The following is a 26311-nucleotide window of genomic DNA, read 5'->3' on the forward strand; positions in this document are numbered from 1 at the left end:
CGATCACATCCCACTGCGAAACGGGGGCGGGGCCACGGTCTCCCGTGGCCCCGCCCCCGTGCTGTGGCTACTTGCCGGCCGGCTTCAGGCAGAGCACCCGGTTCGCCCCCTCGCCCTGGAGCACGACGTGCGGCTGGGCCGGGTCGGCGCACTTGTCCTTCGCGTCCACCCTGGAGACCACGGTGAAGGCGCCCGCCTCGCCGCAGTTCGCTGGCGCGGCGCTCTCGCCCGACTGCTTGACGCAACTGCCGACCGCAGGGTCGAAGGCCGGGGCCTCCTCCGCGCCGCCGACCTTGCCGAGCAGCATGAGCAGGCCCAGCGGCACCGCCAGGATCAGCACGGCGGCGACGAGCACGGCGGCCAGCACCCGCCCGTTACGGACCTTGGGCGTGGGCGCCTCGGTCTTGGGCTCGGCGATCGGCTTGAACGAATCGAACCGGCCCTGGTCCTGGTCCGGGCCGCCCTGGTCCCAGGAGGACGGGCCGGGCTGCTGCCCGGGCGGCGGGAACGCCGGCGGGAAGGCGCCGCCCGGGGCGGGGTCGGCCATCGGGGTGGGCCCGTAGCCGGATGCCACGCCGGCGGTGGCGGCACCGGCGGGCGGGGCACCGAAGTGCTCCGCGGGGCGGTCCGCGCCATCGTGCGGCCGGACCCCGTTGACGGGCCGGTCGTTGGCCGGCGCGTCGACGAAGGACGGCACACCCGGCGGGAAGGCCGGGGGCGCGACCGGAGCCGCGGCGCCGAAGGCGGCCGCCCCCCGGTCCCGGTCGTCGAAGCGGGGCTCCGGCCCCTGGTCGAACCGCGGCTCGGGAGCCCGGTCGAACCGGCTGTCCTGGTCGAACCGGGCGTCCGGGCCTTGGTCGAACCGCGTGTCAGTGCCCTGGTCGAACCGGACGTCCGGGCCCTGGTCGAACGGCGTGCCCTGGTCGAACCGCGCGTCCTGGTCGAACCGCGCGTCCGGGCCCTGGTCGAACCGCGCGTCCGGGCCCTGGTCGAACCGCGCGTCCGGGCCCTGGTCGAACCGCGCGTCGTGGTCGAACCGCGTCTCGGGCCCCTGGTCGAACCGCGGCGGCGCGTGGTCCGCCCGGTGCCCGTGCGGCTCGTCCTGCGCCGGTTCGTCCGCCGGCTCCGGGCGGGCCGGCCGGCCGTACACCCGGGGCTGCGGCGCGGGCGTGCCACCCGGCATCAGGGCCTGGTCGGCCGGCGGCATCACCCGGCTGGCCAGCGGCACCGCGGCGCTCGCGGAGACGCTGCCGGCGGCCGCCTCGGCGCCCTGCGGTGCCGGTACGGCCGCCCGCCCGCCCAATTCGGGCGAGGTGCGCGGCGCGGGCACCACCGGCCCGGCGGGGGGTTGCGGCTCCTCGTGCCGGGAGCCGGCCTGCGCCCAGCCCGGCGGCTCCTGCCCGTACGCCGGCACACCGCCCTCCCGGGCGGACTGCTCGGGCGCGAACTGCGCCGGCGGGACGTAGTCGGCCGGCGGGGCGGCGGCCAGGCTGGCGCCGGGCACCCGCTGCTCCTGAGGCGGCAGCGGCACCGCGTTGGCCGGCGAGATGCCGGGGCCCGGGGCGGGCTGGTAGATCGGCGGCTCCTCGGCGCGGTCCGCCTCCCAACCGTTGCCGGCCCGGTTCGCGGCGGGCTCGCCCGCCTCGGCGCGGCCCCACGCCTCGTCCGCGGACCACGGCTCGACGTCCGGTACGACCGGGTGGTCGACGCCGCCAACCCGCTGCGGGACGCTCTCGGCCGCGGGGCCCCACGGCGTCGGTCCGCCGTCGCCGGAGGCGGGAACGGCCGCCCGGCCGGGCGGGGTGGAGGTCGGTTCGGGGGCGCCCCAGCCGTTCGGGTCCCGGTCCTCGGGCTGCCGCGGTACCGAGGCCGCGGCGCGGGCCGAGGCCGGCTCGTCCCGGCCCGGCCACTCGTCGCCCTGCTGCTGGCCACCCTGCGGCGCGGCCCGGTCGTCCTGCTGTCCGGCGGACCAGCCGCCGGAACGGTTCGGGTCGTCCTGCTGCGGCCCGGCGGCGTTCCAGCCGCCGGAGCGGGCGGGGTCCTGCGGGGGCTCGGCGTTCCAGCCGCCGGAGCGGGCGGGGTCGTCCTGGGCGGGCCAGGGCTGCGGGGCCGGGGCGGCCTGCGGCACCCGGGCGGCGCCGCGTGCGGCGGGCTCGGGCTGCGCCCAGGCGGGGGACACCTGCTCGGCCGGCGCCCACTCGGGCTGCGCGTCCTGCTGCTGCCCGGCCGTCCAGCCGCCGGAACGGCTCGGGTCGTCCTGCTGGGCGGCCCAGCCGTCCTGTCGGGGCCGGTCGTCTTGCGCGGCCCGGTCGTCCTGCTGTCCGGCGGACCAGCCGCCGGAACGGTTCGGGTCGTCCTGCTGCGGCCCGGCCGCGTTCCAGCCGCCGGAGCGGGCGGGGTCCTGCGGAGGTTCGGCGTTCCAGCCGCCGGAGCGGGCGGGGTCGTCCTGGGCGGGCCAGGGCTGCGGGGCCGGGGCGGCCTGCGGCACCTGAGCGGCGCCGCGTGCGGCGGGCTCGGGCTGCGCCCAGGCCGGGGAGGGCTGCTCGGTCTGGGCCCAGGCGGGCTGGTCGGGGGTGGCGTGCGGCGGCGGGGCGGCGGCCCACGCGGGACCGGGCTGCTCTCCCTGCGCGCCGGCCCACGCCTGCTGCGGCGACCCGCCGGCGGGACCCCAGGAGGCGGGCGGGGCCGGGTCGGCCTGCTGCGGAGCCTGGCCGGCGCCCCAGGCGGGGGCGGCCTGCTGCCCGTTCTGGCTGGCCCAGGCGGGCGGGTTCGGCTGCCCGGACGGTGGCGGGGGCGCCCAGCCCAGGTCGGGGGCACCGCCGTAGCCGTTGCCCTGCTGCGCCGGGCGGTCGCCGTACGGCGCCGGTCCGCCGGCGCCCGGCGACACCTCGTCCGGCTGCTGGCCGGGGTGGTGCGTGCCCTCGGACGTCATGCGTGCGCCTCCTCCATCACCTGTCGGCCGCCGCTGCCGATCGGTCTGCTCGGCAGGGTGGCCGGCGTCGCCGGTGTACCGGCCCTGCCGGCTCCCCGCACCGTATCCGGTGACCGCCCGAGGGCCTCCGGGGAGCACCGGCCGTCACTCCACGTGGCCGGGTGGTGTCGAGCGGCTTCTATCGACTCGACCTGTTCCCGGTCGGCGGGCGACGACCGAAGCCCACCGTACCGGGCGCTGCGGCGGGGTGGAATCCCGGTGTCAATCGGTGTGAAACGCCGATGGCCCGCCCGGGCGGACCGGGCGGGCCATCGATCTGGAGGAGGTGAGGAACGTTGTGGGGCGTCAGCTCATGTGACGCTGGGCGATGGCGAGGATCTCTTCGCGGACCGCGGGCGAGTTGGCGGAGCGCAGCGCGTGCTCGATGGCACGGGCGCGGCGGTTGGCGTCGCGGCGGTTACGGATTCGCTCGATCATGCTCATGGTGGTCTCTCCTCCTGGCTATTCGGTTGTCAGCCCCTTGATGTCTCTATTGAACCGCAGAACGGCCTCAACTTCCATCGATTATTAGGTGAGCTGGGACACGAGCCGAACAATCGAAGGTGTGCCGGGCCGGGGGCCGATGTTTCTGTCGCCCAACGGTCACGGCCGGTGTGCCGGGCGTTCACCCGAGGCACACCGGCCGTGGCTGGTGTCGAGACCCGTCAGGTCCAGGCGAGCAGCGCCGCCTCCGGGTCGGCCAGGAAGTCCCCGATGTCGCGCAGGAACTTCGAGCCCAGCTCACCGTCGATGATCCGGTGGTCGAACGACAGGCCCAGCGTGGTGACCTGGCGCGGGCGGACCTTGCCCTTGTGCACCCAGGGCATCTCGCGTACGGCGCCGAAGGCCAGGATCGCCGACTCGCCAGGGGGCAGGATCGGCGTGCCCGTGTCCACGCCGAAGACACCCACGTTGGTGATCGTCAGCGTGCCGCCGGACATGTCGGCCGGCGAGGTCTTCCCCGCCTTGGCCGTCTGCACCAGGTCCGTCATCGCGTCCGCCAGCTCGCGCAGCGAGAGCCGGCCGGCGTCCTTGATGTTCGGCACGATCAGCCCGCGCTCGGTCGCCGCCGCGATGCCGAGGTTGACGTAGTCCTTGACCACGATCTCGTCGCCGGCCCAGGTCGAGTTGACCATCGGGTGCCGCTTGACCGCCAGCAGCACCGCCTTGGCGACCAGCAGCAGCGGCGAGACCCGCACGTCGCGCCACTCCCGCCGGTTGCGGAGCCGGTCCAGGGCCTTCATCGCCCGGGTCACGTCGACGGTCAGGAACTCCGTCACGTGCGGGGCGGTGAACGCCGAGCGGGACATGTTCTCGGCGGTGAGCTTGCGTACCCCCTTGACGGGGATGCGCTGCTCGCGGTCCGCGCCGAAGCTCGCTGCCGCCGTGGCCGTGGCCGCCACCGTCAGCGGCTCGGCCGCCGCCGGGGTCCCACTCGCCGCCCGCTGCACGTCCTCCCGGGTGATCGAGCCCAGCGGGCCCGAGCCGGTCAGCGCGGACAGGTCGACGCCGAGGTCCTTGGCGAGCTTGCGGACCGGCGGCTTGGCCAGCACCGGGCCGCCGGCCCGGCCGTGGCCGTTCGACGGCGCGGTGGTCACCGGCGCGGACGGCGCCGGAGCGACCGGGACCGCCGGAGCGACCGGGGCCGACGGTGCCGTCGCCTGCGCCGGCACCGGGGCGCCGCCCTTGCGCGGGCGCCGCTTGGCGGCCGTGGTCCGCGGGCCGTAGCCCACCAGCACGGCGGTGCGCCCGCCCGGGGCCGGACCGCCGATCAGGCCCGGCTCGACCGCACCCTCGGCCGGCGCCACCTCGACCGCGGCCAGCGACGCCGCCGACGGGGCGGGCAGGTCGGCGGCCGGGGCACCGGTCGTCGACGCCTCGATCGGCCCGGCGCCCGGGTCGGTGTCGATCGCGATGATCGGCGTGCCGACCTCGACGGTGGTCCCCTCCGGGTGGAAGATCGCCTGCACCTGGCCGGCCCACTTCGCCGGAATCTCGACGGCCGCCTTGGCCGTCTCCACCTCGACGATCGGCTGGTTCAGCTCGATGACGTCGCCGACCTTGACCAGCCAGGCGAGGATCTCGCCCTCGGTCAGGCCCTCGCCCAGGTCGGGAAGGTTGAACTCCTTGATCCGCGACATGCCGCTCACCAGCCGAAGGTGCGGTCGACGGCGTCGAGCACCCGGTCGAGGTCGGGAAGGTACTCCTCCTCCACGCGGGAGGCCGGGTAGGGAGTGTCGAAGCCCGTCACCCGCAGCACCGGGGACTCCAGGGAGTAGAAGCACTCCTCGGTGATCCGGGCCGCGATCTCCGAGCCCAGGCCCAGGTTGCCCGGGGCCTCGTGCACGACCACGCAGCGGCCGGTGCGCCGCACCGACTCGTACGCGGCGGTCAGGTCCAGCGGGGAGAGCGTGCGCAGGTCGACGACCTCCAGCTCGCGGCCGTCCTCGGCTGCGGCCGTTGCCGCGTCCAGGCAGGTCCGCACCATCGGCCCGTACGCCAGCACCGTCACGTCGGTGCCGGGCCGGGCGACCCGGGCGGAGTGCAGCGGGTACGCCTCGGACAGCGGGGCGTCCAGCTCGACCGGACCCTTCTCCCAGTAGCGCCGCTTCGGCTCCATGAAGACGATCGGGTCGTCCGAGGCGATGGCCTGCTGGATCATCGTGTACGCGTCCTGCGGGCTGGCGCAGCTCACCACCTTGAGGCCGGCGGTGTGGGCGAAGTACGCCTCCGGCGACTCCGAGTGGTGCTCGACCGCGCCGATGCCACCGCCGAAGGGGATCCGGATGACCATCGGGATCTTGACCTTGCCCTGCGAGCGGTAGTGCATCTTCGCCACCTGCGACACGATCTGGTCGTACGCCGGGTAGACGAAGCCGTCGAACTGGATCTCGCAGATCGGGCGGTAGCCGCGGATGGCGAGGCCGACCGCGGTGCCGATGATGCCGGACTCGGCGAGCGGGGTGTCGATCACCCGCCGGTCGCCGAAGTCCTTCTGGAGCCCGTCGGTGATCCGGAAGACGCCGCCGAGCTTGCCGACGTCCTCGCCCATGATGACGACCTTGGGGTCGTTCTCCAGGGCCTTGCGCAGGCCGGTGTTGAGGGCCTTGCCGAGGGTGAGCGTATCCGTGGCCATCAGTGGGCGCTCCCCTCGAACGACTCCAGGTACTTCGTGAACTGCGCCCGCTGCTCGTCGAGCTCGGGGGACCCGTTGGGGTAGACGTGGTCGAACATCGTTACCGGCTCCGGGTTGGGCATGGCGAGCACCCGCTCGCGCAGGTGCACCGACTCGGTGCGGGCCTGCTCGTCGACGGAGGCGAAGAAGTCGGCGTCGGCGAGCTGCTGCTTCTCCAGGAACGCCTTCATCCGGGCGATCGGGTCCTTGGCCTGCCAGGCCTCGACCTCGCTGGCGATCCGGTAGCGGGTCGGGTCGTCGGAGGTGGTGTGGGCGCCCATCCGGTAGGTGTAGGCCTCGATCAGGCTGGGGCCCTGGCCGAGCCGCGCGTTGTCCAGCGCGTGCCGGGTCACCGCGTACGAGGCGAGCACGTCGTTGCCGTCCACCCGCACGCCGGGGAAGCCGAAGCCGCCCGCCCGCTGGTAGAGCGGGACGCGGGTCTGCCGCTCCAGCGGCTCCGAGATGGCGTACTGGTTGTTCTGGCAGAAGAACACCAGCGGGGCGTTGAAGACGCTGGCCCAGACGAACGACTCGTTGACGTCGCCCTGGCTGGTGGCGCCGTCGCCGAAGTAGGCGATCACCGCCTCGCCGTCCTCGGTCCCGGTCTTGCCGTCCATGGCGACGCCCATGGCGTACCCGGTCGCGTGCAGGGTCTGCGCCCCGATCACGATCGTGTACATGTTGAACTTGAACTCGTTCGGGTCCCAGCCGCCCTGGTCCACGCCCCGGAACAGGCCGAGCGGCATGATCGGGTCGATGCCCCGGCAGTAGAGGACGCCGTGCTCCCGGTAGGTCGGGAAGGCCATGTCCTGCGTACGCAGTGCGCGCCCCGAGCCGACCTGCGCGGCCTCCTGGCCCAGCAGGCTGGCCCACAGGCCCAGCTCGCCCTGGCGCTGCAGCGCGGTGGCCTCGGCGTCGAGCTTGCGGACCAGCACGAGGTCGCGGTAGAGCCCGCGGTACTCCTCGTCGGTGAAGTCGACGCGGTACTCCGTCCCGTCCGGGCCGGTCGCGCTCTCGATCCGCTCACCCTCGGGGGTGAGCAGCTGCACCAGCTGCGGGTCGCCGGTCGCGCCCTTTCTGGAGCGGGGTGCGGCCCGCCGGCCGCGGCTGGAGACCCCGGGGTCGCCCTTTGCCATCCGTCTCTCCCTGTCTGTCTGCGTCGGCACCGGGGGGTCACCCGGCCGCGCAACTCGTGCGCCTGTCCGGCTGGTGCCGGACCGGTTCCTGGCGGCCGCGCCTAGCCCCGGTGGGGGTTGCCGCGCGGCGTGAAGCCGGATTCTGGCCGAACCCGGTTCGGGAGCGCCGGCGCGCAGCCGCGCCTGCCGCGGGGGTGCGCGGAGGTGTGGCTGCGTTGCCGTCGTGGTCCATATTCGCATCACACGTGAGCGCGCCCACAGTACGCCCGCCCCGCACCGGGAGGGCGGTCCGCTTCGTTACACGAAGCGCCGGGTGTCCGTTCCATCGACGCGCGGCCGATCCGGCGATGGTTCGTCACCGTTAGGCCAGATACGCGTGTCGACACGCGGTAGGGGGTTGGCTGACGGAGCGTCACTGGGCAGGCTGATTGGCGCGCGACGGCCCGGGTCGGGGCGGTTTGCCGCTTTCCCGCCGTGGCGCGGGCGCCACCGGGTGGTCGCCGTCCCGGTGCCCGCTGACCGACGGGTCGGCGGACGGTCGCGGGGCCGACGGTCGTCGCGGGCGGAGTGGGGCGGACCGCTCCCCGGCAGGCGGGAGGCCAACGAGGAGGAGTGTGCGGTGTCCGATCCAGGCGAAGGCCCCGGTGCCCCGTTCCTCGGCCGGCACCGCGTGCCCGGTGGCTACCGCCGGCTGGTGGGTGCGCACCGGGCGCCCGGGGCGGGTGGGCCGCCCCGGGGCTACCTGTTCACCGTGGCGCTGCTCGCTGGCACCGCGTCGATGCCGATCCTCGCCGCGATCAGCACCGGCTCCGCCACGGTCGGCAGCACCGCCCTGCCGGACAGCGGCACCCCGTTCCTGCCCACGCCCTCCGTGGGCCCGGTGGTGATTCCGGTGCCGGCGACGAGCCAGCCGGCGGTCACGCCGCCGACCCCGTCCCCTCTTGTGGCGACCCCGAGCACCTGGCGGCCCGCCGCGCCGGCCCCGCGTACGCCGGTCGGGGCGGCGCGGGGCCCGGAGTCGGTGGCGCGGCCGGCGCCCCCGCCCACGGTGGTCCCGTCGCGCCCGCCGGACGGCCGGCCGGTCCCGCTGCCCTCACCGAAACCGTCACCCAGCCCGTCCCCGTCCCCGTCCCTGTCGCCCTCGCCCTCGCCCTCGCCCTCGCCCGAGCCGACGCCCTCGCCGAGTCCGTCCCCGGTGATCACGGTGACCGGCTCGCCGAGCCCCGGACCGACGTCGGCGGAGCCCACGCGCACGGGGTCCCCGTCGCCCGCCGCTCCCACGCCGACCCCGTCCCCGGCCACCAGCGCGACCCTCGATCCCGCCCCGACCGGTCCATGACCGAGGCTTCCCGCCTTACGGTCGAGCCCGCCGGAGTGCAGGCCGGCACCCGGCGGCCACGGGTACGGTGACGGCCGACGGCAGGTGAGCCACCCCGGCGGCGCAGCGCGGGTCTGGCCGCCGGTGGACGAGGTGGCTCCGGGCGCGGCCCGGGGCGGGGCAGAGGCGGAGCGCTGAGCGGAGCGGACGGCACGGGCGCAGGGCCCTCGACCCGCCCGGCCGGTGTGCCGCGTCCCGGTCCCGCGCTGCGGCTCGCCCGGCTCGTCACCGAGCTGACCGCGCCCGCGGTGCTGGTCTCCCTGCTGACCGTGGCGGTGGGCTGGCACAGCACCCGGGGCGTGCACGGGCTGGCCTGGGGGCTGCTCGCCACGCTCTTCGTCAGCGGCATCCCGTTCGCGTACATCGTCGGCGGGGTGCGCCGGGGGCGGTTCACGGACCATCACGTGGGCGTACGCGAGCAGCGCCGGGTCCCGCTGCTGTTCGGCCTCTGCTCGGTGGCCGCCGGCCTGGCCCTGCTGGCGGTCCTCGGCGCGCCCCGCCCGGTGCTGGCCCTGGCCGCCGCCGGGCTGCTCGGCCTGGTGGTCGCCGTCGCCGTCAGCCACTGGTGGAAGATGTCGATCCACTCGGCGGTGGCCGCCGGCACGGTGGTCGTGCTGGTGCTGACGTTCGGGGCCGCTCTGCTGGCGACCGCGCCGCTGCTCGCGCTCGTCGGCTGGTCCCGGGTCCGCCTGCGCGACCACACCGTGCCCCAGGTGGTCGCGGGAGCCCTGCTCGGCGCCCTGGTCGCGGGGGTTGTCTTCGCCGCCCTGCGCTGAGTCGCCGGCCGGTGGGCCAGGGCGTCCTCGGGCGGGGGGATCCCGGTTGCGGGTGGGGGCCATCGTCGTGGCGCCGGGTCACCTCACCCCGGTGGGCCCGTCACCCGGGAGGCGCCTGCCAGGCGGTGAGCGCGACGTGGGCCACGGCCGCCAGTTCACCCGCCGTGGCGCCGTCGCGGGCCTGCACCGACATGCCCTGCACGACCGCGCCGAAGTACCGGGCGAGTGCCCGCGGGTCCGCTGCGGGGTCGAGGGTGCCCGCGGCCTGGGCGCGCCGGAAGTAGTCGGCGAGGAGTCCCAGGGTCGTGTCGCGTCGGGTGGCGACGGCCCGGGCGACGGAATCCGACTGTGGTGGCAGCTCGAGCGCCGCCGTGGAGATCATGCACCCACCCGGGCGTCCGGCGTCGGTGAACTGGCGTGCCGCGTCGAGGAGGAACTCCGCCAGCCCGGCGCGGTCGGCGACCTCCCGGCTGAGCGCGGCGTTGGTGTGGTGCCCGACGTGCGCGACGTAGTGGTCGAGGCAGGCGGAGTACAACCCGGCCTTCGAGCCGAACGCGTGGTAGATGCTGGGCGGGTTCAGACCGGTGGCCGCCTGCAGCATCGTCAGGCTCGCGCCCTCGTAACCGTGCGCCCAGAACACCTGCGTGGCCTGCTCCAGGACCCTCTCCTGGTCGAAGGACCGGGGTCGCCCCGGCCCCCGCTTCCCGCTTTTCATAGCGACCACTATAGTAGTCGCCAGTTCTATAGCGATCACTATAAAAAGGAGGGGTCATGGGACGATCGGTGCTGGTGACGGGCAGCTCGCGGGGCATCGGCCGGGCCATCGCGGTGGCGCTGGCGGACGCGGGCGCGGAGGTGGTCGGGGTCCACTACACGCGCGACGAGACCGCCGCCCGGCAGACGGCGGAACTGGTCCGCCTGGCCGGCGCGGCCCCGGTGCTGGTACGGGCGGGCTTCGACGCGGACGGCGCGGCTGCCGCCGAGCGGCTCGCCACGACGTTCCTCGACCAGGTCGAACGGACCGTCGGGCGCCGCGAAATCGACGTCCTGGTCAACAACGCCGGCATCAACGGCGCCCAGCAGTTGGGCTCGATCGACGAGGAGACCTACCGGCGGGTCGTGGAGGTCAACCTCACCGTCCCGCTCTTCCTCACCCAGGCGCTCTGGCCGCACATGCGCGACGGCGGGCGGGTGGTGAACATATCGACGGGATACACCCGGATCGCCGCCCCGACGCATCCCGTCTACTCGGCGACGAAGGCGGCGTTGAACGCGTTGACGCTGGCACTGGCCCCCGCCCTGGGCGCCCGCGGCATCACCGTCAACGCCGTGATGCCCGGCGTCATCGACACCGACATCAACGCCGACTGGCTCCACCAGGACGATGCCCGGGCCGCAGCGGCCGGGCTGTCGGTGTTCAACCGGATCGGCACCGTCGACGACGTGGCCGACGTGGTGCGGTTCCTCGCCTCGGAACAGGCCCGTTGGGTGACAGGACAGGTCGTCGACGTCACCGGCGGTTCGGCCCTGTGACCGGGTCCGGTGCCCCGAGGACGTACGGCCAGGGGCACCGGACCGGGCGGGCGGCGCGGCCGGGGCGCGAGGTCCGTCAGGCGCCGTCGTCGGCCAGACGGTGGCGGTTCGCCTCGATCCAGGCGTCCAGGGCGGCGGGGTCGTCCGGGTCGACGCCGTCGGCCATGAGCTGCGCGACGGCGGCGGTGGCGGGGCTGCGCCGCTCGCCCGTGCTGTACAGGCGGGCGAACTCCGGCACCATCTCCTCGACGGCCGTGTCGGTCTGCGTCGCCGCCAGCTCGGGCAGCCCCCGCTTGCGGGCGGCGTACGCGCACCAGGCGCGTAGCACGCGGGGCAGCAGGGCGGCGTCGTCCATGTCCAGCACGGCCCGCCGGTGCACCCAGTCCAGCAGGAACAGCCCGGACACGGTCGGGCTCCACCGCATCGGGTCGGCGTCGGGGAAGCTGGCCGCGTGGTCCAGGAGCAGGCTGAGGCAGAAGTGCAGCGAGGCCAGCTCGGCCCCGTCGACGGCGTCCAGGCCGAACCGGGCCGCCTCCGGCGAGGCGAGGAACCGGCGGACCAGCTCCGTACGCTCGCCGGCGGAGAGCGGTTCGACGGCGGGCCCGGGTGCGGGGGCGGTGGGGTGGGGCAGCCGTGCCAGCCGGGCGCCGAGCAGGGCGCGGTCGGTGGCCAGCGAGCCCTCGCCGGGCAGCTCGCCCAGGCCGTCGGTGATCGCCAGGTGCCGGCCCACCTCGGCGTGCATCCGGGCCGGCTCCTCGTCGCGGAACCAGGTCAGCTCGTCCCCGGCGCACATCTGCCGCACCTGGTCCAGGATCCGGTTGGGCGGGCCGCCGACGAAGACGTCCTTGGTGATGCCGATGTTGTGGTCGAGCAGCGTCACCACCGCGTGCGCCGGCCCGCCGGCCGGGTCGTCGTACGCGAAGGTCGCCAGGTAAGAGGTCTGGTCGCCGTACACGTCGCCGTAGGACCAGCAACCGGTGAGGTGGACCCGGCCGAGGTGGGCGGCCCAGGCGGGGGTGGCGGCGCCGGGGCGGATCCGGGCGGCGCCCTCGGCGTCGGGCACCAGGGCGGCGAAGACCGAGCGGATGGTGGTCGCGGCGGCCGAGCGGCGACGGGAGGTGGCGGCCAGGAAGCCGGCCACGAATTCCCGCACCGCGCTGTCGCGGTCGGTCTCCGCGACCGCGTAGACGCTGCCGAGCAGGGCCGCGCCGAGCATCTCCGCGTCGAGGGCGTTCTCCAGCTTGGCCACGTCGCGGGCGGCGTGCAGCACCGCGTCGTACGGGGTCTGAGGCGTTCCCATCCACCGACCCTACGCTGCCGCCCGGCTCGGGACGGCACGAGCGACCCGAGCATCGCCCGCGTCGTGGGCACCCACCACCGCCGACCAGCGGCTGCCGCCGGCGGGGTCGGCCCCGGCAGCACGGACGACGAGCGCCGTCCCGGGGCAGCGGCCGGCGCCGTCCCGGGTCAGCGGCCGGCGGCGTCCCGCAGGGCGGCCCGGGCCTCGGCGTAGGAGGCGAGCACCGCCCGCACCGGGGCCAGCACGTACTCCTCGCCGACCGCCGCCACCCGTTCGGTGAGCCGCTGCTCGGCGCGGCGGCGGGCGCGGCGGGCCGCCCACCGGACGACCGGCCTGGTCAGGGCCGCCACCAGCAGCCCCGCGAGCAGGCCGCCGAGGAGCAGCAGGGTGGGCAGCGGCACCTCGCCGACGGTCGGGTTGTCCAACTCCGGCAGGCCCAGCGCGCGCAGCCCGTAGCCGAGCGCCAACCAGGCGAGCCCGGCCAGCGCGGCCAGGGTCACCAGCCACTGGAGGCCGCCGACGATCCGCCACCAGAGCGGTCGCCGGTCCATGCCGAGGTCGGCGCCAGCGACCGCGCGGTCCAGCGCGTCCGGCAGGTCGTCGAGGCGGGACCGGGCGGCGGTGGTCACCGCGGCGGGCCAGGAGGCGGGCAGTTCCGCCCCGGCCCGGTCGGCCACGGACCGGATCGCCAGCCCGAGCGCGGAGCGTTGCGCGGCGGTGGGGTCGGGCACCGAGGTCGCGGCGACCAGGCTCTCCGCCGGGTCGTCGCGCTCGCCGGTCGGGCCGGGCAGGTGCAGCCGGCGCAGCGGGTCGGGCCGTAGCCGCCGCCAGCCCCGGACCAGCGGCCAGCCGGTGGCGGTGGCGCCCCGGTGCCGGTACGCCTGCTCGACCGCCTCGGCGACCGCCGGCACCCCGGCCGCGCCGGCCAGCGCCCGGTGCAGCGCGGCGACGGCGGCGTCGTCCGGCCCGGCGGCCGGGGACGCGCCCCCGACCACCTCGTCGAGCCCGTCGACCACCGTGTCCACGTCGCCCTGGAGCCGGCGCAGCGCGGCCTGCCGCCCGGCCACCGTCCCTTCCAGCGCCTCCCGGAGCCCGACCATGCCCGCCGGGTCCACCGCGGTGGTGGCCTGCAGCGGCACGCCGTCCAGGCCGTCGGCGTCGAGCAGGCGGCGCAGGTCGGCCAGCACCCGGGGCAGCTCGGCCGGGGGCAGCCGGTCGGCCTGGTTGAGCACGACCAGCGTGACGTCCTTGTGCCGGTGGAACTCGCGCAGGTAGCTGGTGTGGATGACGCGGTCGGCGTACTTCTGCGGGTCGACCACCCAGACCACGAGGTCGACCAGGCCGAGCAGGCGGTCCACCTCCAGCCGGTGGGAGCGCTGCACCGAGTCGAAGTCGGGCAGGTCGAGCAGGATCAGCCCGTGCAGGGCGGACTCGTCGTCGCCGTCGAGCACGCTCTCCCGGACGAACCGGTGCCGGGGCAGCACGCCGACCCAGTCGAGCAGCCGGTTGCCGCCGTCGAGCGGCCCCCAGACGCAGGCGTGCGTGACCCCGGTGGTGGGGCGGCGCACCCCGACCGGGGAGAGCTCCATCCGGGCGAGCGCGTTGAACAGGCTCGACTTGCCGCTGCCGGTCGCGCCGGCGAGGGCCACCACGGTGTGGTCGCGGGAGAGCGCCAGCCGGGTGCCGGCCCGCTCGACCAGGGTGTGCGCCGGCACGAGCTGCGAATCCGGCAGGTGGCCGTCGACGACCGCGAGGAACCGGCGTACGGCGTCGAGGCGGGCGATCAGCGCGTCCGCGTCCACCCGCCGGTCACCACGGAACGCCTCGCGCATCCGCCCGACGATGTTCGTCATGATCCTCCGCCCTCGGTGCCGGGGAGGCGCGCGGCGTCCGCGTCGGCGAGGCCGCTGCGGTGCCGGGCCTTCTCCACCCGGTTGCCGGCCCGGCGCAGGGCCTCCGCGGTGTCCGCGGCGGGCCGGGCCTCCGCCGTCCGGGCCAGGTAGCGGGTGGCCTCGTCGTCCAGCAGGGCCCGCACCCGGTCCAGCAGGTCGGCCCGGGCCTTGGCGGCGAGCGTACGCACGGCCTGGTCGCCGAAGATCGCCTGGAGCACGGTCTGCGCGGCGACCGTGGTGCCGGCCCCGGTGGCGACCTCCAGCCCGGTCGGGATGAACGCGGTCGAGGCGAACACGGCGATCATCACGGCGAGCCCGGTGGCGTTGACGGCGTACGCGGCCGTGCGGGCCACGAAGCGCCGGTCGCCGCCCTCGACCCGGACCAACTCCAGCACGCCGCGCTGCCACTCCCGGACCAGGCGCTCGGCCCGCTCGGGCAGGTCGTCGGCGGGGTGGGCGAGCCCCGGTTCCAGCAGCGCCGCCCCGGCGGGATGCGCCTTCCACCCGGTGTACGCGTGCTCCGCCGCCTCGGCGGCGACGCCGCGCAGCAGGGTCACCACCTGGGACTCGATCGCCTCGCGCAGCTCGGAGGCGGGCGCGGGACGGCCGGTGACGGCGGCCACCACGCGGTCGCGGAGCCGCCCGATCCGGGCCTCCAGCGTGCGGAAGAACTCGCCGGTGCCGACGAACTCCTGCCAGCGGGCGAGCACCTCGCCGCGGAGCAGCCGACCGTCCTTCAGCCCCTGCTCGACGGTCCGGTGCGCCCCCCGGTACGCCGCCCGCACCCGCTCGTCGAGCGCGTCGGCGGCGGTCACCTGCTCGTCGGCGGCGTCGGCGAGCCCCTCGACCGCCGGGCGCAGCGCGGCGAGCGCGCCGTCGAGAGTCTGCCGGACCACGGCCGCCCGGGCGTCGGCGTCGGCGGCCAGCCGGGCGAACCAGGCGGAGAGCGGCGCCGTCACCCGGTCGGGCAGCAGGCCCTGCCCGTCGACCGAGGTCTCCGGCAGCACGAACAGCGGGGCCGCGCCGAGATCCTGGGCGGCGAGCATCTCGGCCAGGTGCGCGGCGATCTCGTCGGCGGCCTCGGGGGGCACCCGGTCCAGCACCATGGCGATCACCGCGCCCCGGGCCCGGGCGCTGCGCAGCAGCTCCCAGGGGACCGCGTCGGCGTAGCGGGCGGCGGTGGTGACGAAGAGCCAGAGGTCGGCGGCGGCCAGGAGCTGGCCGGCCAGGGCCCGGTTGGCGTCGACCACCGAGTCGATGTCGGGGGCGTCGAGGAAGGCCAGCCCGGGCGGCAGGGCGGGGGCGGTGACCAGCTGCAGGGTGTGCGGGTCCTCGCTGGGCTCGTTGGTGCGGGTGAGGCCGGGCAGCAGCTCGCCCTGGCGGAACCAGCCGGAGTCGGCCGGGCTGCACACCAGGACCGGGGAGCGGGTGGTGGGCCGGAGCACCCCGGCCGCGCTCACCCGCGCCTGCACCAGGCTGTTGACGAGGGTGGACTTGCCCGCGCCGGTGGACCCGCCGACCACCACGAGCAGCGGCGCGTCGAGCCGGCGCAGCCGGGGCAGCAGGTAGTCGTCGAGCTGGTCGGTGAGGCTCCCGGCGGCCCGCCGGGCGGGCTCGGCGGAGGGCAGCGCCAGCGGGAACCGGGCCGCCCCGATCGCGGCGCGCAGGCCGGCCAGCGCGGCGGGCAGGCTGTCGTCCCCGGTGGTGGCGGGCCGGTCCTCCCCGGCGTCCGCGGAGCCGGTGCGGGCTGCGACGGTGGGCGCGTCGGCCTGGGTGGCGGAGTCGCCGTGCGTCGTCACCGCTAAAGCGTGCCCGACCGACGCAAGGGAAGACAACCGGTGGGTAGGAACCGTGACTTGCGTCGGGTCGGCTCAACCTCGACTTGACGATTTCCGGGGGCGTGGCACTATTGAGTCAAGTTCACTCAACTTGTGGTGGGGTCGCTGCGGGCGACGCCCGCCGCGCAGCTCAGGGCGGTGCCCACGAGCGGCTCACAACGTCACGAAGCGAGGAAGCGAAGATGGCACGTGCGGTCGGTATCGACCTCGGCACGACGAACTCCTGCGTCAGCGTCCTGGAGGGCGGTGAGCCCACCGTCATCGCCAACGCTGAGGGCTCGCGGACGACCCCGTCGATCGTCGCGTTCGCCCGCAACGGCGAGGTGCTCGTCGGTGAGGTCGCCAAGCGCCAGGCGGTGACCAACCCGGACCGGACGATCCGCTCGGTCAAGCGGGAGATCGGCACCAACTGGTCCGTCGACATCGACGGCAAGAAGTACACCCCGCAGGAGATCTCGGCCCGCACGCTGATGAAGCTCAAGCGGGACGCCGAGGCGTACCTGGGCGAGCAGATCACCGACGCGGTGATCACCGTCCCGGCCTACTTCAACGACGGCCAGCGCCAGGCCACCAAGGAGGCCGGTGAGATCGCCGGCTTCAACGTGCTGCGGATCGTGAACGAGCCGACCGCGGCCGCCCTGGCGTACGGGCTGGACAAGGGCTCCAAGGAGCAGACCGTCCTGGTCTTCGACCTCGGCGGCGGCACCTTCGACGTGTCGCTGCTCGAGCTGGCCGAGGGCGTCATCGAGGTCAAGTCGACCAGCGGTGACAACAACCTCGGTGGTGACGACTGGGACCAGCGCATCATCGACCACCTGGTGAAGACCTTCCGCGGCGAGCACGGCATCGACCTGGCCCAGGACAAGATGGCCCTGCAGCGGCTCCGCGAGGCGGCCGAGAAGGCCAAGATCGAGCTGTCCGCCGCCACCACCACCAACATCAACCTGCCGTACATCACGGCCGGCGCGGCGGGCCCGCTGCACCTGGACGTGACGCTCAGCCGGGCCGAGTTCCAGCGGATGACGCAGGACCTGCTGGACCGCTGCAAGGGCCCGTTCGAGCAGGCCGTGAAGGACGCCGGCATCAAGGTCTCCGACGTCGAGCACGTCATCCTGGTCGGCGGCTCGACCCGCATGCCCGCCGTGACCGACCTGGTCAAGCAGCTCACCGGCAAGGAGCCCAACAAGGGCGTCAACCCGGACGAGGTCGTCGCCGTCGGCGCCGCCCTGCAGGCCGGTGTGCTCAAGGGCGAGGTCAAGGACGTCCTGCTGCTCGACGTGACCCCGCTGAGCCTGGGCATCGAGACCAAGGGTGGCATCTTCACCAAGCTGATCGAGCGCAACACCACCATTCCGACCAAGCGCTCCGAGGTCTTCACCACGGCGGACGACAACCAGCCGTCGGTGCTGATCCAGGTGTTCCAGGGCGAGCGGGAGATCGCGGCCTACAACAAGAAGCTCGGCACCTTCGAGCTGACCGGCCTCCCGCCGGCGCCGCGCGGCGTGCCGCAGATCGAGGTCACCTTCGACATCGACGCCAACGGCATCGTCAACGTCCACGCCAAGGACCTCGGCACCGGCAAGGAGCAGAAGATGACGATCACCGGTGGCTCCTCGCTGCCGAAGGACGACATCGAGCGCATGCGCCGCGACGCCGAGGAGCACGCCGAGGACGACAAGCGTCGCCGCGACGAGGCCGAGACCCGCAACCTGGCCGAGGCGCTCCAGTGGCAGACCGAGAAGTTCCTGGCCGAGAGCGGCGACAAGCTGCCGTCGGAGTCCCGTGACCAGATCAACGAGGCGCTCGGCGAGCTGCGCGGCGCCCTCGGTGGTCAGGACATCGAGAAGATCAAGTCGGCGCACGAGCGGCTGGCGCAGGTCTCCCAGCAGGCCGGTTCGCTGCTCTACAGCCAGCAGGGCGAGCAGCCGGGCGAGCCCGGTCCGGGTGCGGCGGGCGCCGGGGCGACCGGTGGCGCGCAGGCCGGCGGGCCGGCCGGTGGCGCGGACGACGTGGTCGACGCGGAGATCGTGGACGAGGACAAGAAGTGACGGTCCGTCCCGGACACGGCACCACGGCAGAGGGATGAGGTAGCCCCATGACGGAGAAGCCACGAGCCGCCGACCCGGTTGCGACCGGGTCGACGCCGGGTGGCTCCGCGCCCGCCGAGCAGGCCGGCGACGGGCCGCGGGTCGTCATCCGCAACAACCGCAAGATCAGCGAGACCAGCGAGCCGGCCGCGACCGCCGCCGACGCCGGGTCGGACGCCCCGGCCGAGGGCCTGGTCGAGGAGGCCGAGGTCGTGGTCGACGAGATCGAGGTCGAGGCGGCCGAGGTGGCCGGCCCGCCGGTGGTGGACGCCCCGGCACAGCCGGCCGCCGGCGGCGGGACCGCGCTCGGCGCCGAACTGGAGGCGCTGCGCAAGGACCTCGACGAGCGGACCCGGGACCTGCAGCGGGTGACGGCGGAGTACGCCAACTACCGCAAGCGGGTGGACCGGGACAAGGGTCTGGTCACCGAGCAGGCGACCGGCGCGGTGCTCGCCGCGCTGCTGCCGATCCTCGACGACCTGGACCGGGCCCGCGAGCACGGCGACCTGGTCGGACCGTTCGGCACGGTGGCCGAGCAGCTCATCACGGCGCTCGGCAAGTTCGGGCTGACGGCGTTCGGCGAGCAGGGCGACCCGTTCGACCCGACCCGGCACGAGGCGGTGGCCCACCAGACCTCGGCCGACGTCACCGAGCCGACCTGCGTGCAGGTGATGCGTCGGGGCTACCAGATCGGGGAGCGGCTGCTGCGACCCGCCATGGTCGCGGTCGCCGACCCCGAGTAGTGCGCAACGACGACCGGATCGTCCCGCCCACCCGCGCCGGGTGGGCGGGACGGTCGGTCCCCAGGTAGGGAGGGGGTGGACCGGTGAGTTCCAAGGACTGGATCGAGAAGGACTTCTACGCCGTGCTCGGCGTGGACAAGGCCGCCTCCGGCGACGACATCAAGAAGGCATACCGGAAGCTGGCGCGGGATTCGCACCCGGACCACAACCCCGGTGACCCGAAGGCCGAGGAGCGTTTCAAGGCCGCCTCGGAGGCGTACGCGGTGCTCGGCGACGACGCCAAGCGCCGCGAGTACGACGAGCTGCGCTCGCTGTTCGGCTCGGGCGCGTTCCGGCGCAGCGCCCGTGGCGCCGGCCAGCCCGGCGGCATGCCGTTCGACGTCTCCGACCTGTTCGGGGGCGCGGCCGGTGGGGGTGGCGACCGCCGCTTCGGCGGGGCCGGCTTCCAGGACCTGTTCAGTTCGATCTTCTCCGGCGGTGCCGCCGGTCCCGGCGGCGGGCCGGCGACCCGTGGCCCGGCACGGGGCCGGGACGTCGAGACCGAGGTGGCCCTCGACTTCGGCGACGCCGTACGCGGGGTGACCGTCCCGCTGACGCTGCGCGCGCCGGGGGTCTGCGACACATGCCACGGCAACGGGGCCAAGCCCGGCACCCAGCCGCGCACCTGCCCGGTGTGCCACGGGGCCGGGGTGACCACCCGCAACCAGGGGTCGTTCAGCTTCTCCGAGCCGTGCCGCAACTGCCAGGGTGTGGGCACGATCGTGGAGGAGAAGTGCCCGGAGTGCCAGGGCACCGGCGGGGTCACCAAGACCCGCACGCTCAACGTCCGCTTCCCCGCCGGGGTGGCCGACGGCCAGAAGATCCGGCTGGCCGGGCGGGGCGAGCCCGGCGCGCGGGGCGGCCCGGCCGGCGACCTCTTCGTACACGTCAAGGTGCGGCCGGACGAGCTGTTCGGGCGTACGGGCGACGACCTCACGCTGACCGTGCCGATCACGTTCGCGGAGGCCGTGCTCGGCACGGACCTGCGGGTGCCCACCCTCGACGGCGCGGTGACCCTGCGGGTGCCGCCGGGCACGCCGAGCGGCCGGATCCTGCGGGCCCGCGGCAAGGGGGTGGTCCGCCGCGACGGGCAGGCGGGCGACCTGCTGGTGACCCTCGACGTGGTGGTGCCCGCGCGGGTGTCCGACGAGGCGCGCACGGCGTTGGAGACCTTCGCCGCGCAGACCCCGCCGGCCGCCCGGGAACATCTCGACGCGCGGGTGCGTCGATTCAGTTGACCCGGTGTTCAGTCGGCTCGGTGGAGTGCACGCGGAGGTGAGCGGGATGTCGGACGAGTTCGTCGGTTCGGGTGACCCTGCCTACGAGGCCAAGGTGCTGATGATCTCGGTGGCGGCGCGGATGGCGGGGATGCACCCGCAGACCCTGCGCCAGTACGACCGGCTCGGCCTGGTGCAGCCGGGTCGGGCGGCCGGCGGCGGCCGCCGCTACAGCGTGCGGGACGTGGTGCTGCTGCGCGAGGTGCAGCGGCTCAGCCAGGACGACGGGATCAACCTGGCGGGGGTCAAGCGCATCATCGGGCTCGAGCGGCTGCTGGAGCAGGCGCAGCAGCGGGTGGCCCGGCTGGAGGCGGAGCTGGACGCCGCGTACCGGCGGATCGCCGAGCTGGAGTCGTTGGCTCGCTTCCCGGGAAGCGACCTCGTGCCGACCAACCGCACCTCCACCGCGCTGGTGGTCTGGCGTCCCCGGCGGGGCCCCGACCGCTGACGACACCTCACCGCGCCCGGCCGCCCTCCCGCGGCCGGGCGCGGTCGCTTTCCGCCCCGCCCGAGACGTGTGTCGTCTGCGGAAGCGCCCGCGGTTGTCGGTTTGCCGGCGAGGGCGGCACCGGATCCGCTAGCCTCAAAATCAGGTCCAACCAACTCAATCCGGACTCCGATGGCGGGGGGAGCCATGACGGAAGCGGCGAGGAAGGTTGCGCAGCAGACCGAGGAACGGCTCGACGAGGTGGCGAAGAACGTCCAGGAGAGATTCGACCGGGTCACCAAGAGCCGCTTCACCGACCAGATCAAGAACGGCAGGTTCGCCGACCAGGTCGACCACGGCATCGACCGGGGACGTGACGAGGCGAGACGCCGCGAGCGGGGCGGACCGGAACACTGACGATCCGCCGACGTGCGGGCCGGGACCCACGGGGGGTCCCGGCCCGTTCGCCGTCCCGTGTGGGTGGGCGAGAGTTAGGCGATGCGGCGGTTCTCCCGGACCAGGCCGCCCTCGCACCACTCCCGGTAGACGAAGAGTTCCGGCCGGGCCAGCAGCGCCCGGCTGTTGTACGCCCAGGTGCGCATCAGGTCGTCGCCGTTCCGCTCGGCCCGCTCGACCAGTTTGCGGAAGCGCCGCTTCGGGTGGGCGCGGAAGTTGGTCCGGATGCCGTCGGCGGCGTAGATGTAGAGGCAGTGCAGGGCGAACCGGCGGGCCGGGCAGCCCGCGTCCATCGCCAGGTCGAAGAGCACCGCCACCAGCCGGTCACCGGAAACCAGCAGGTCCCAGTCCGGCGGCATGGAGGTCAGCGGGACGGAGTCGGGCTGGTAGGCCCACGCTCGAAGCTCGGCGGGGCTCGGGTCGACGGGGTTGGCGAAGCCGTGGAACGTCGACTCCTGCACGCTCACCGGCCAACCTTCCGCTCTCGTCCGCGGGGCTCAGGCCATCCGCGAGCTCTGGCTGCTGGGCCGAAACGGTAACCCGGCGTGCTGACCGGCGGTAGCCCCCGCAGGAGGCATTTCGACAACCGTTGGGCGAGGGCCGGGCCGACCGTACGGTCGACCCGGCCCTCGGACGGTGGCGCCGGTCAGTCGTGCGCCGGCGCCGGTTGGGGCCGCTGGGCCGCGCCGCGCTTGCGCAGCCAGTGCTTGAACCACGCGAAGTCGGGCAGCCGCGCCAGCATCGGCCCGGTCACGACCGTGATCAGCACGTACGCCGTGGCGAGCGCCGCCAGCTTCGGATCGACGCTGCCGGCCGCCACCGCGAGCCCCGCGATGACGATGGAGAACTCTCCCCGGGGCACCAGGGCCAGCCCGGCCCGCCAGCGGCCGGGTTCGGCGATGCCGACCCGGCGAGCCGCCAGGTAGCCGGTGAGCGTCTTCGTCGCCATGGTGATCACGGCCAGCGCGAGCGCGGGCAGCAGCACCGGCGGGATGTCCCGCGGGTCGGTGACCAGACCGAAGAAGACGAAGAAGACCGCCGCGAAGAGATCCCGCAGCGGGGTGAGCAGCTCGGTCGCGTGGTGGGCCACCGGCCCGGACAGCGCGATGCCGACCAGGAACGCGCCGACCGCCGCCGACACCTGGAGCTTCGCCGCGATGCCGGCCACCAGCAGGGTCATCCCGAGTACGCCGAGCAGCAGCGCCTCCGGGTCCTTCGCCGACATGGCGGTGGAGATCAGGTTGCCGTACTTGATGGCGACCACCAGCACCAACAGCACGGTGCCGACCGCGACGCCGAGCGCGATGCCGCCGCCCAGCAGGCCGGTGCCGGCGAGCACCGCCGTCGCCAGGGGCAGGTAGAACGCCATCGCCAGGTCCTCGATCACCAGGACCGAGAGGATCACCGGGGTCTCCCGGTTACCGAGGCGGCCCAGGTCGGCGAGGACCTTGGCGATGACCCCGGAGGAGGAGACCCAGGTGATGCCGGCGAGCACCAGGGCGGCGACCCAGTCCCACCCGAGCAGCAGCGCGAACGCCGCCCCGGGCAGCGCGTTCAGCAGCCCGTCGATCAGGCCGGCCGGGGCCGCGGCGCGCAGGTTGCCGACCAGTTCGTTGGCCGAGTATTCCAGGCCGAGCATGACCAGCAGCAGGATCACGCCGATCTCGGCGCCGACCGCGAAGAACTCCTCGCTGGCGGCCAGGGGCAACAGGCCGCCGTGCCCGAACGCGAGCCCGGCGAGCAGGTAGAGGGGGATGGGCGACAGACCGATGCGGCGGCTCAGCCGGCCGAGGAGGCCGAGCAGGAAGAGCAGCGCGCCGACTTCGACGAGCAGTGTTGTCGTTTCGTGCATCCGCGCCTCAGCCGTCCGGGTCGCTGTCGGCAAGGATGGCTGTCACCCCGTCGAGGCCCTGGCGGGTCCCGACGACGACCACCACGTCACCAGCGGCGAAGCGGAAGGAGGGCTCCGGCGAGACGATCACCTCGCCGTGGCGCAGCACGGCCACGATCGAGGCGCCCGTGCGGGAACGTGCCTGCGTGTCCCCGAGCTTCCGGTTGACGTACTTCGAGCCGGCCGGGATCGCGATCTGCTCGGTGAGCAGGCCGGCGGCCTGCTCACGCAGCCCGGAGAGCTGACCGAGCATCAGCGACGCGCCGAGGATGTCGGCGAGCGCCTCCGCCTCGTCGTCCGTCAGCGGTATGTCGTGCTGACATGAGTCGGGATCGTCCGGGTCGTACAGGACGAGGTCTCGGCGGCCATTGCGGTGGGAGACGACGCCGAGGCGGCGGCCGGACTCCGTCATCAGATCGTGACGGACCCCGATGCCAGGCAGGGCGGTCTGTTCGACACGTACGCGCACGCGGCCAGGCTACTCCTCGCCGTCGCGCGCGAATCTTGCCAGCCAGGGGGCGTTCCGCTGTGTGGTCGGTCAGCGCCTCTCGCTGTGGCGGGGGTGGGCGGGTGACGTCGTGACACAGCAAGAGTGATCCAGCTCACAGCCTCAGGGTTGAGCGGAATAGGCTCAACTCTGGTTGTGTCCTTCCCAGTGGACACGCCGATCCGGGGGAGCCCATGAACACGGAACGACTCACCACCAAGAGCCGCGAGACCATCACCGGTGCCGTCGCGATGGCGAACCAGCGCGGTCACGCCACCGTGGAGCCCTGGCACCTGCTGCTGGCACTGCTGGACACCGAGGGCTCGACCGCCGCCGGCCTGCTGCGCGCCGTCGGGGCCGACCCCGCCGAGCTGCGCCGGGTCGCCCAGCGCTCGGTCGACGCCCTGCCCGCCGCGCGCGGCTCCAGCATCGCCGAGCCGACCCTGGCCCGCGAGTTCGTCAACGCCATCGGGGCCGCCGAGCAGATCGCCCGGCCGCTCGGCGACGAGTACACCTCCACCGAGCACCTGCTCGCCGGCCTGGCCCGGGTGGGTGGTGCGGTGTCGGGTGCGCTGAAGTCGACGGGGGCCACCGAGGAGAACCTCGTCGCCGCCTTCCCGACCGTGCGCGGCGGGGACCGGCGGGTCACCACCGCCGACCCTGAGCAGACCTACCAGGCCCTGGCCAAGTACGGCGTGGACCTGACCGCCAGCGCCCGCGACGGCAAGATCGACCCGGTCATCGGCCGGGACTCGGAGATCCGCCGGGTGATCCAGGTGCTGTCCCGGCGTACCAAGAACAACCCGGTGCTGATCGGCGAGCCGGGCGTCGGCAAGACCGCGATCGTCGAGGGCCTGGCCCAGCGGATCGTGGCCGGCGACGTGCCCGAGTCGCTGCGCGACAAGAAGCTGGTCTCGCTCGACCTCGGCGCGATGGTCGCCGGCGCGCAGTACCGGGGCCAGTTCGAGGAGCGACTGAAGTCCGTCCTGGAGGAGATCAAGAACTCCAACGGGCAGGTCATCACCTTCCTCGACGAGTTGCACACCGTCGTCGGCGCCGGCAAGGGCGAGGGCTCGATGGACGCCGGCAACATGCTCAAGCCGATGCTGGCCCGCGGCGAGCTGCGGATGGTCGGCGCGACCACCCTCGACGAGTACCGCGAGCACATCGAGAAGGACCCGGCCCTGGAGCGCCGCTTCCAGCCGGTGCTGGTCGGCGAGCCGACCATCGAGGACACCATCGGCATCCTGCGGGGGCTCAAGGAGCGCTACGAGGTGCACCACGGCGTCCGCATCACCGACGCCGCCCTGGTCGCCGCCGCCTCCCTGTCGGACCGCTACATCACCGACCGGTTCCTCCCGGACAAGGCGATCGACCTGGTCGACGAGTCCGCGTCCCGGCTCCGGATGGAGATCGACTCCCGGCCGGTCGAGGTGGACGAGATCGAGCGAGCCGTACGCCGGCTGGAGATCGAGGAGATGGCGCTGGCCAAGGAGCCCGACGCCGCCTCCGCCGAGCGGCTGGAGCGGCTGCGCAAGGAGCTGGCCGACAAGCGCGAGCAGCTCACCGCGCTCGCCGACCGCTGGAAGCTGGAGAAGGACCACATCACCAAGCTCTCCACCGCCAAGGAGGAGCTGGAGCGGCTCGGCGGCGAGGCCGAGCGGGCCGAGCGCGACGGCGAGCTGGAGCGCGCCGCCGAGCTGCGCTACGGCCGGATCCCCGCCCTCAAGGCCGAGCTGAAGCGGGCCGAGGAGGAGCTGGCCCGGCTCCAGGCCGACGGCGCGATGCTCAAGGAGGAGGTCGGCGCGGACGACATCGCCGCCGTGGTCGCCTCCTGGACCGGCATCCCCGCCGGCCGGCTGCTCGAAGGCGAGACCGCCAAGCTGCTGCGGATGGAGGAGTCGCTCGGTGCCCGCGTCGTCGGCCAGGCCCAGGCCGTGGGCTCGGTCTCCGACGCCGTACGCCGCGCCCGGGCCGGCGTCGCCGACCCGGACCGCCCGACCGGCAGCTTCCTCTTCCTCGGCCCGACCGGCGTCGGCAAGACCGAGCTGGCCAAGGCGCTCGCCGAGTTCCTCTTCGACGACGAGCGGGCCATGGTCCGCATCGACATGAGCGAGTACGGCGAGAAGCACTCGGTCGCCCGCCTGGTCGGTGCCCCGCCCGGCTACGTCGGCTACGAGGAGGGCGGGCAGCTCACCGAGGCGGTGCGTCGCCGGCCGTACTCGGTGATCCTGCTGGACGAGGTCGAGAAGGCCCACCCGGACGTCTTCGACGTCCTGCTCCAGGTGCTGGACGACGGCCGGCTCACCGACGGTCAGGGCCGCACCGTGGACTTCCGCAACGCGATTCTGATCCTCACCTCCAACCTCGGGTCGTCCGTGATCGGCGACCTGACGCTGGCCGAGGAGCAGCGCCGGGAGGGCGTGCTCGCGGTGGTCCGGTCGCACTTCAAGCCGGAGTTCCTCAACCGGCTGGACGACATCGTGGTCTTCGCCGCGCTGCTCGGTGACGACCTGCGGGCCATCGTGGACATCCAGCTCGACCGGATGCGCAAGCGGCTGGCGGACCGCCGCCTGGGCCTGGACATCACCGACGCCGCCCGGGGGTGGCTCGCCGAGCACGGCTACGACCCGATCTACGGGGCCCGGCCGCTGCGCCGCCTGGTCCAGACGGCGATCGGCGACCAGCTCGCGAAGGCCCTCCTGGCCGGCCAGATCCGCGACGGCGACACCGTCCGTGTCGACCTGTCGGACACCAAGGACGCCCTGACGGTCTCGGCAACCTGACCCCGGCCCGGCCCACCTCGATCAAGAGGTTTGCGTCCCGGCGACGCCCCGCCGAGGACGCAAACCTCTTGGTCAACAGGGCGGACAGGGGTGGGGCGGCCCGCGGCGGGGAAGGAGGT

21 protein-coding genes are annotated in these 26311 nt (G+C 74.4%); 8 read left to right on the plus strand and 13 right to left on the minus strand.

Features of this window, described 5'->3' with window-relative positions:
* Nucleotides 1-67 precede the first annotated feature (67 nt).
* From ACFY23_RS01545 to ACFY23_RS01570, 6 genes are all read right to left on the minus strand, one after another.
* Nucleotides 68-2932: a hypothetical protein gene (locus tag ACFY23_RS01545; RefSeq protein ID WP_350818935.1), complete on the minus strand. Its 2865-nt coding sequence runs from the start codon at nt 2930-2932 to the stop codon at nt 68-70.
* A gap of 345 nt (nt 2933-3277) precedes the next feature.
* On the minus strand, nt 3278-3415 hold the full coding sequence (locus tag ACFY23_RS01550) for a hypothetical protein (RefSeq protein ID WP_165947779.1): 138 nt from the start codon (nt 3413-3415) through the stop codon (nt 3278-3280).
* Nucleotides 3416-3636: 221 nt separating this feature from the next.
* Nucleotides 3637-5112: a dihydrolipoamide acetyltransferase family protein gene (locus ACFY23_RS01555; RefSeq protein WP_350682804.1), complete on the minus strand. Its 1476-nt coding sequence runs from the start codon at nt 5110-5112 to the stop codon at nt 3637-3639.
* Between the two features lie 5 nt (nt 5113-5117).
* Nucleotides 5118-6107, minus strand: coding sequence for an alpha-ketoacid dehydrogenase subunit beta (locus ACFY23_RS01560; RefSeq protein WP_350682784.1), 990 nt, complete (start codon nt 6105-6107; stop codon nt 5118-5120).
* A complete protein-coding gene (gene pdhA, locus ACFY23_RS01565; RefSeq protein WP_350682782.1) occupies nt 6107-7282 on the minus strand; it encodes a pyruvate dehydrogenase (acetyl-transferring) E1 component subunit alpha in 1176 nt (391 codons plus the stop codon). Before pdhA ends, ACFY23_RS01560 begins: the two co-directional genes overlap by 1 nt.
* Nucleotides 7283-8020: 738 nt before the next feature.
* A complete protein-coding gene (locus ACFY23_RS01570; protein WP_350682780.1) occupies nt 8021-8536 on the minus strand; it encodes a hypothetical protein in 516 nt (171 codons plus the stop codon).
* 309 nt (nt 8537-8845) lie between these two features.
* Here ACFY23_RS01570 and ACFY23_RS01575 point away from each other — a divergent pair, with 309 nt between their 5' ends.
* Nucleotides 8846-9436: a phosphatase PAP2 family protein gene (locus tag ACFY23_RS01575; protein WP_350682778.1), complete on the plus strand. Its 591-nt coding sequence runs from the start codon at nt 8846-8848 to the stop codon at nt 9434-9436.
* A gap of 100 nt (nt 9437-9536) precedes the next feature.
* On the opposite strand, the gene ACFY23_RS01580 is transcribed toward ACFY23_RS01575, so the two are convergent.
* A complete protein-coding gene (locus ACFY23_RS01580) occupies nt 9537-10151 on the minus strand; it encodes a TetR/AcrR family transcriptional regulator (protein WP_350682776.1) in 615 nt (204 codons plus the stop codon).
* 56 nt (nt 10152-10207) lie between these two features.
* Between ACFY23_RS01580 and ACFY23_RS01585 the strand changes: the two genes are divergently transcribed.
* Nucleotides 10208-10969, plus strand: coding sequence for an SDR family oxidoreductase (locus tag ACFY23_RS01585; protein WP_350682774.1), 762 nt, complete (start codon nt 10208-10210; stop codon nt 10967-10969).
* A gap of 76 nt (nt 10970-11045) precedes the next feature.
* Here ACFY23_RS01585 and ACFY23_RS01590 read toward each other — a convergent pair whose 3' ends face one another.
* The 3 genes from ACFY23_RS01590 to ACFY23_RS01600 all read right to left on the minus strand — a co-directional run bounded on the left by ACFY23_RS01590 (nt 11046) and on the right by ACFY23_RS01600 (nt 15960).
* A complete protein-coding gene (locus ACFY23_RS01590; RefSeq protein ID WP_350682772.1) occupies nt 11046-12269 on the minus strand; it encodes a hypothetical protein in 1224 nt (407 codons plus the stop codon).
* A 167-nt stretch (nt 12270-12436) separates the two neighbouring features.
* Nucleotides 12437-14122 carry a GTPase gene (locus ACFY23_RS01595; protein WP_350682770.1) on the minus strand — a complete coding sequence of 562 codons (1686 nt, stop codon included), beginning with the start codon at nt 14120-14122 and terminating at the stop codon, nt 12437-12439.
* Nucleotides 14119-15960: an ABC transporter gene (locus tag ACFY23_RS01600; RefSeq protein WP_350682768.1), complete on the minus strand. Its 1842-nt coding sequence runs from the start codon at nt 15958-15960 to the stop codon at nt 14119-14121. The genes ACFY23_RS01595 and ACFY23_RS01600 overlap by 4 nt, the downstream gene beginning before the upstream one ends.
* A gap of 221 nt (nt 15961-16181) precedes the next feature.
* Here ACFY23_RS01600 and dnaK point away from each other — a divergent pair, with 221 nt between their 5' ends.
* From dnaK to ACFY23_RS01625, 5 genes are all read left to right on the plus strand, one after another.
* Entirely contained in the window at nt 16182-18047 is a 1866-nt protein-coding gene (gene dnaK / locus ACFY23_RS01605; RefSeq protein ID WP_350682766.1) for a molecular chaperone DnaK, read from the plus strand.
* 47 nt (nt 18048-18094) lie between these two features.
* Nucleotides 18095-18829, plus strand: a complete 735-nt coding sequence (gene grpE / locus ACFY23_RS01610) for a nucleotide exchange factor GrpE (protein WP_350682764.1) — start codon at nt 18095-18097, stop codon at nt 18827-18829.
* An 83-nt stretch (nt 18830-18912) separates the two neighbouring features.
* The gene (gene dnaJ, locus ACFY23_RS01615; RefSeq protein ID WP_350682762.1) at nt 18913-20106 is read left to right on the plus strand and encodes a molecular chaperone DnaJ; all 1194 of its coding nucleotides are present in this window, start codon (nt 18913-18915) and stop codon (nt 20104-20106) included.
* Between the two features lie 46 nt (nt 20107-20152).
* Nucleotides 20153-20593, plus strand: coding sequence for a heat shock protein transcriptional repressor HspR (locus tag ACFY23_RS01620; RefSeq protein WP_350682760.1), 441 nt, complete (start codon nt 20153-20155; stop codon nt 20591-20593).
* 186 nt (nt 20594-20779) lie between these two features.
* Nucleotides 20780-20989 (plus strand): hypothetical protein, encoded by a 210-nt coding sequence (locus ACFY23_RS01625; protein ID WP_350682758.1) that lies wholly within the window; start codon nt 20780-20782, stop codon nt 20987-20989.
* A 74-nt stretch (nt 20990-21063) separates the two neighbouring features.
* On the opposite strand, the gene ACFY23_RS01630 is transcribed toward ACFY23_RS01625, so the two are convergent.
* The 3 genes from ACFY23_RS01630 to ACFY23_RS01640 all read right to left on the minus strand — a co-directional run bounded on the left by ACFY23_RS01630 (nt 21064) and on the right by ACFY23_RS01640 (nt 23388).
* Complete coding sequence (locus tag ACFY23_RS01630; protein ID WP_350682756.1) at nt 21064-21495, minus strand: hypothetical protein; 432 nt, start codon at nt 21493-21495, stop codon at nt 21064-21066.
* A 179-nt stretch (nt 21496-21674) separates the two neighbouring features.
* Complete coding sequence (locus ACFY23_RS01635) at nt 21675-22880, minus strand: cation:proton antiporter (RefSeq protein ID WP_350682754.1); 1206 nt, start codon at nt 22878-22880, stop codon at nt 21675-21677.
* A gap of 7 nt (nt 22881-22887) precedes the next feature.
* The gene (locus ACFY23_RS01640; RefSeq protein ID WP_350682752.1) at nt 22888-23388 is read right to left on the minus strand and encodes a TrkA C-terminal domain-containing protein; all 501 of its coding nucleotides are present in this window, start codon (nt 23386-23388) and stop codon (nt 22888-22890) included.
* Between the two features lie 212 nt (nt 23389-23600).
* Here ACFY23_RS01640 and clpB point away from each other — a divergent pair, with 212 nt between their 5' ends.
* Entirely contained in the window at nt 23601-26192 is a 2592-nt protein-coding gene (clpB, locus tag ACFY23_RS01645; protein ID WP_350818934.1) for an ATP-dependent chaperone ClpB, read from the plus strand.
* Nucleotides 26193-26311: the final 119 nt, after the last annotated feature.

This window comes from Micromonospora sp. NPDC000121 (assembly GCF_042899165.1).
Taxonomy (GTDB): Bacteria; Actinomycetota; Actinomycetes; order Mycobacteriales; family Micromonosporaceae; genus Micromonospora.

Coding starts and splice junctions, on each gene's coding strand:
- ACFY23_RS01545 (WP_350818935.1), bottom strand. CDS start 2,932: ATGACGTCCGAGGGCACGCACCACCCCGGCCAGCAGCCGGACGAGGTG.
- ACFY23_RS01550 (WP_165947779.1), bottom strand. CDS start 3,415: ATGAGCATGATCGAGCGAATCCGTAACCGCCGCGACGCCAACCGCCGC.
- ACFY23_RS01555 (WP_350682804.1), bottom strand. CDS start 5,112: ATGTCGCGGATCAAGGAGTTCAACCTTCCCGACCTGGGCGAGGGCCTG.
- ACFY23_RS01560 (WP_350682784.1), bottom strand. CDS start 6,107: ATGGCCACGGATACGCTCACCCTCGGCAAGGCCCTCAACACCGGCCTG.
- pdhA (WP_350682782.1), bottom strand. CDS start 7,282: ATGGCAAAGGGCGACCCCGGGGTCTCCAGCCGCGGCCGGCGGGCCGCA.
- ACFY23_RS01580 (WP_350682776.1), bottom strand. CDS start 10,151: ATGAAAAGCGGGAAGCGGGGGCCGGGGCGACCCCGGTCCTTCGACCAG.
- ACFY23_RS01585 (WP_350682774.1), top strand. CDS start 10,208: ATGGGACGATCGGTGCTGGTGACGGGCAGCTCGCGGGGCATCGGCCGG.
- ACFY23_RS01590 (WP_350682772.1), bottom strand. CDS start 12,269: ATGGGAACGCCTCAGACCCCGTACGACGCGGTGCTGCACGCCGCCCGC.
- ACFY23_RS01595 (WP_350682770.1), bottom strand. CDS start 14,122: ATGACGAACATCGTCGGGCGGATGCGCGAGGCGTTCCGTGGTGACCGG.
- dnaK (WP_350682766.1), top strand. CDS start 16,182: ATGGCACGTGCGGTCGGTATCGACCTCGGCACGACGAACTCCTGCGTC.
- grpE (WP_350682764.1), top strand. CDS start 18,095: ATGACGGAGAAGCCACGAGCCGCCGACCCGGTTGCGACCGGGTCGACG.
- ACFY23_RS01620 (WP_350682760.1), top strand. CDS start 20,153: ATGTCGGACGAGTTCGTCGGTTCGGGTGACCCTGCCTACGAGGCCAAG.
- ACFY23_RS01625 (WP_350682758.1), top strand. CDS start 20,780: ATGACGGAAGCGGCGAGGAAGGTTGCGCAGCAGACCGAGGAACGGCTC.
- ACFY23_RS01635 (WP_350682754.1), bottom strand. CDS start 22,880: ATGCACGAAACGACAACACTGCTCGTCGAAGTCGGCGCGCTGCTCTTC.
- clpB (WP_350818934.1), top strand. CDS start 23,601: ATGAACACGGAACGACTCACCACCAAGAGCCGCGAGACCATCACCGGT.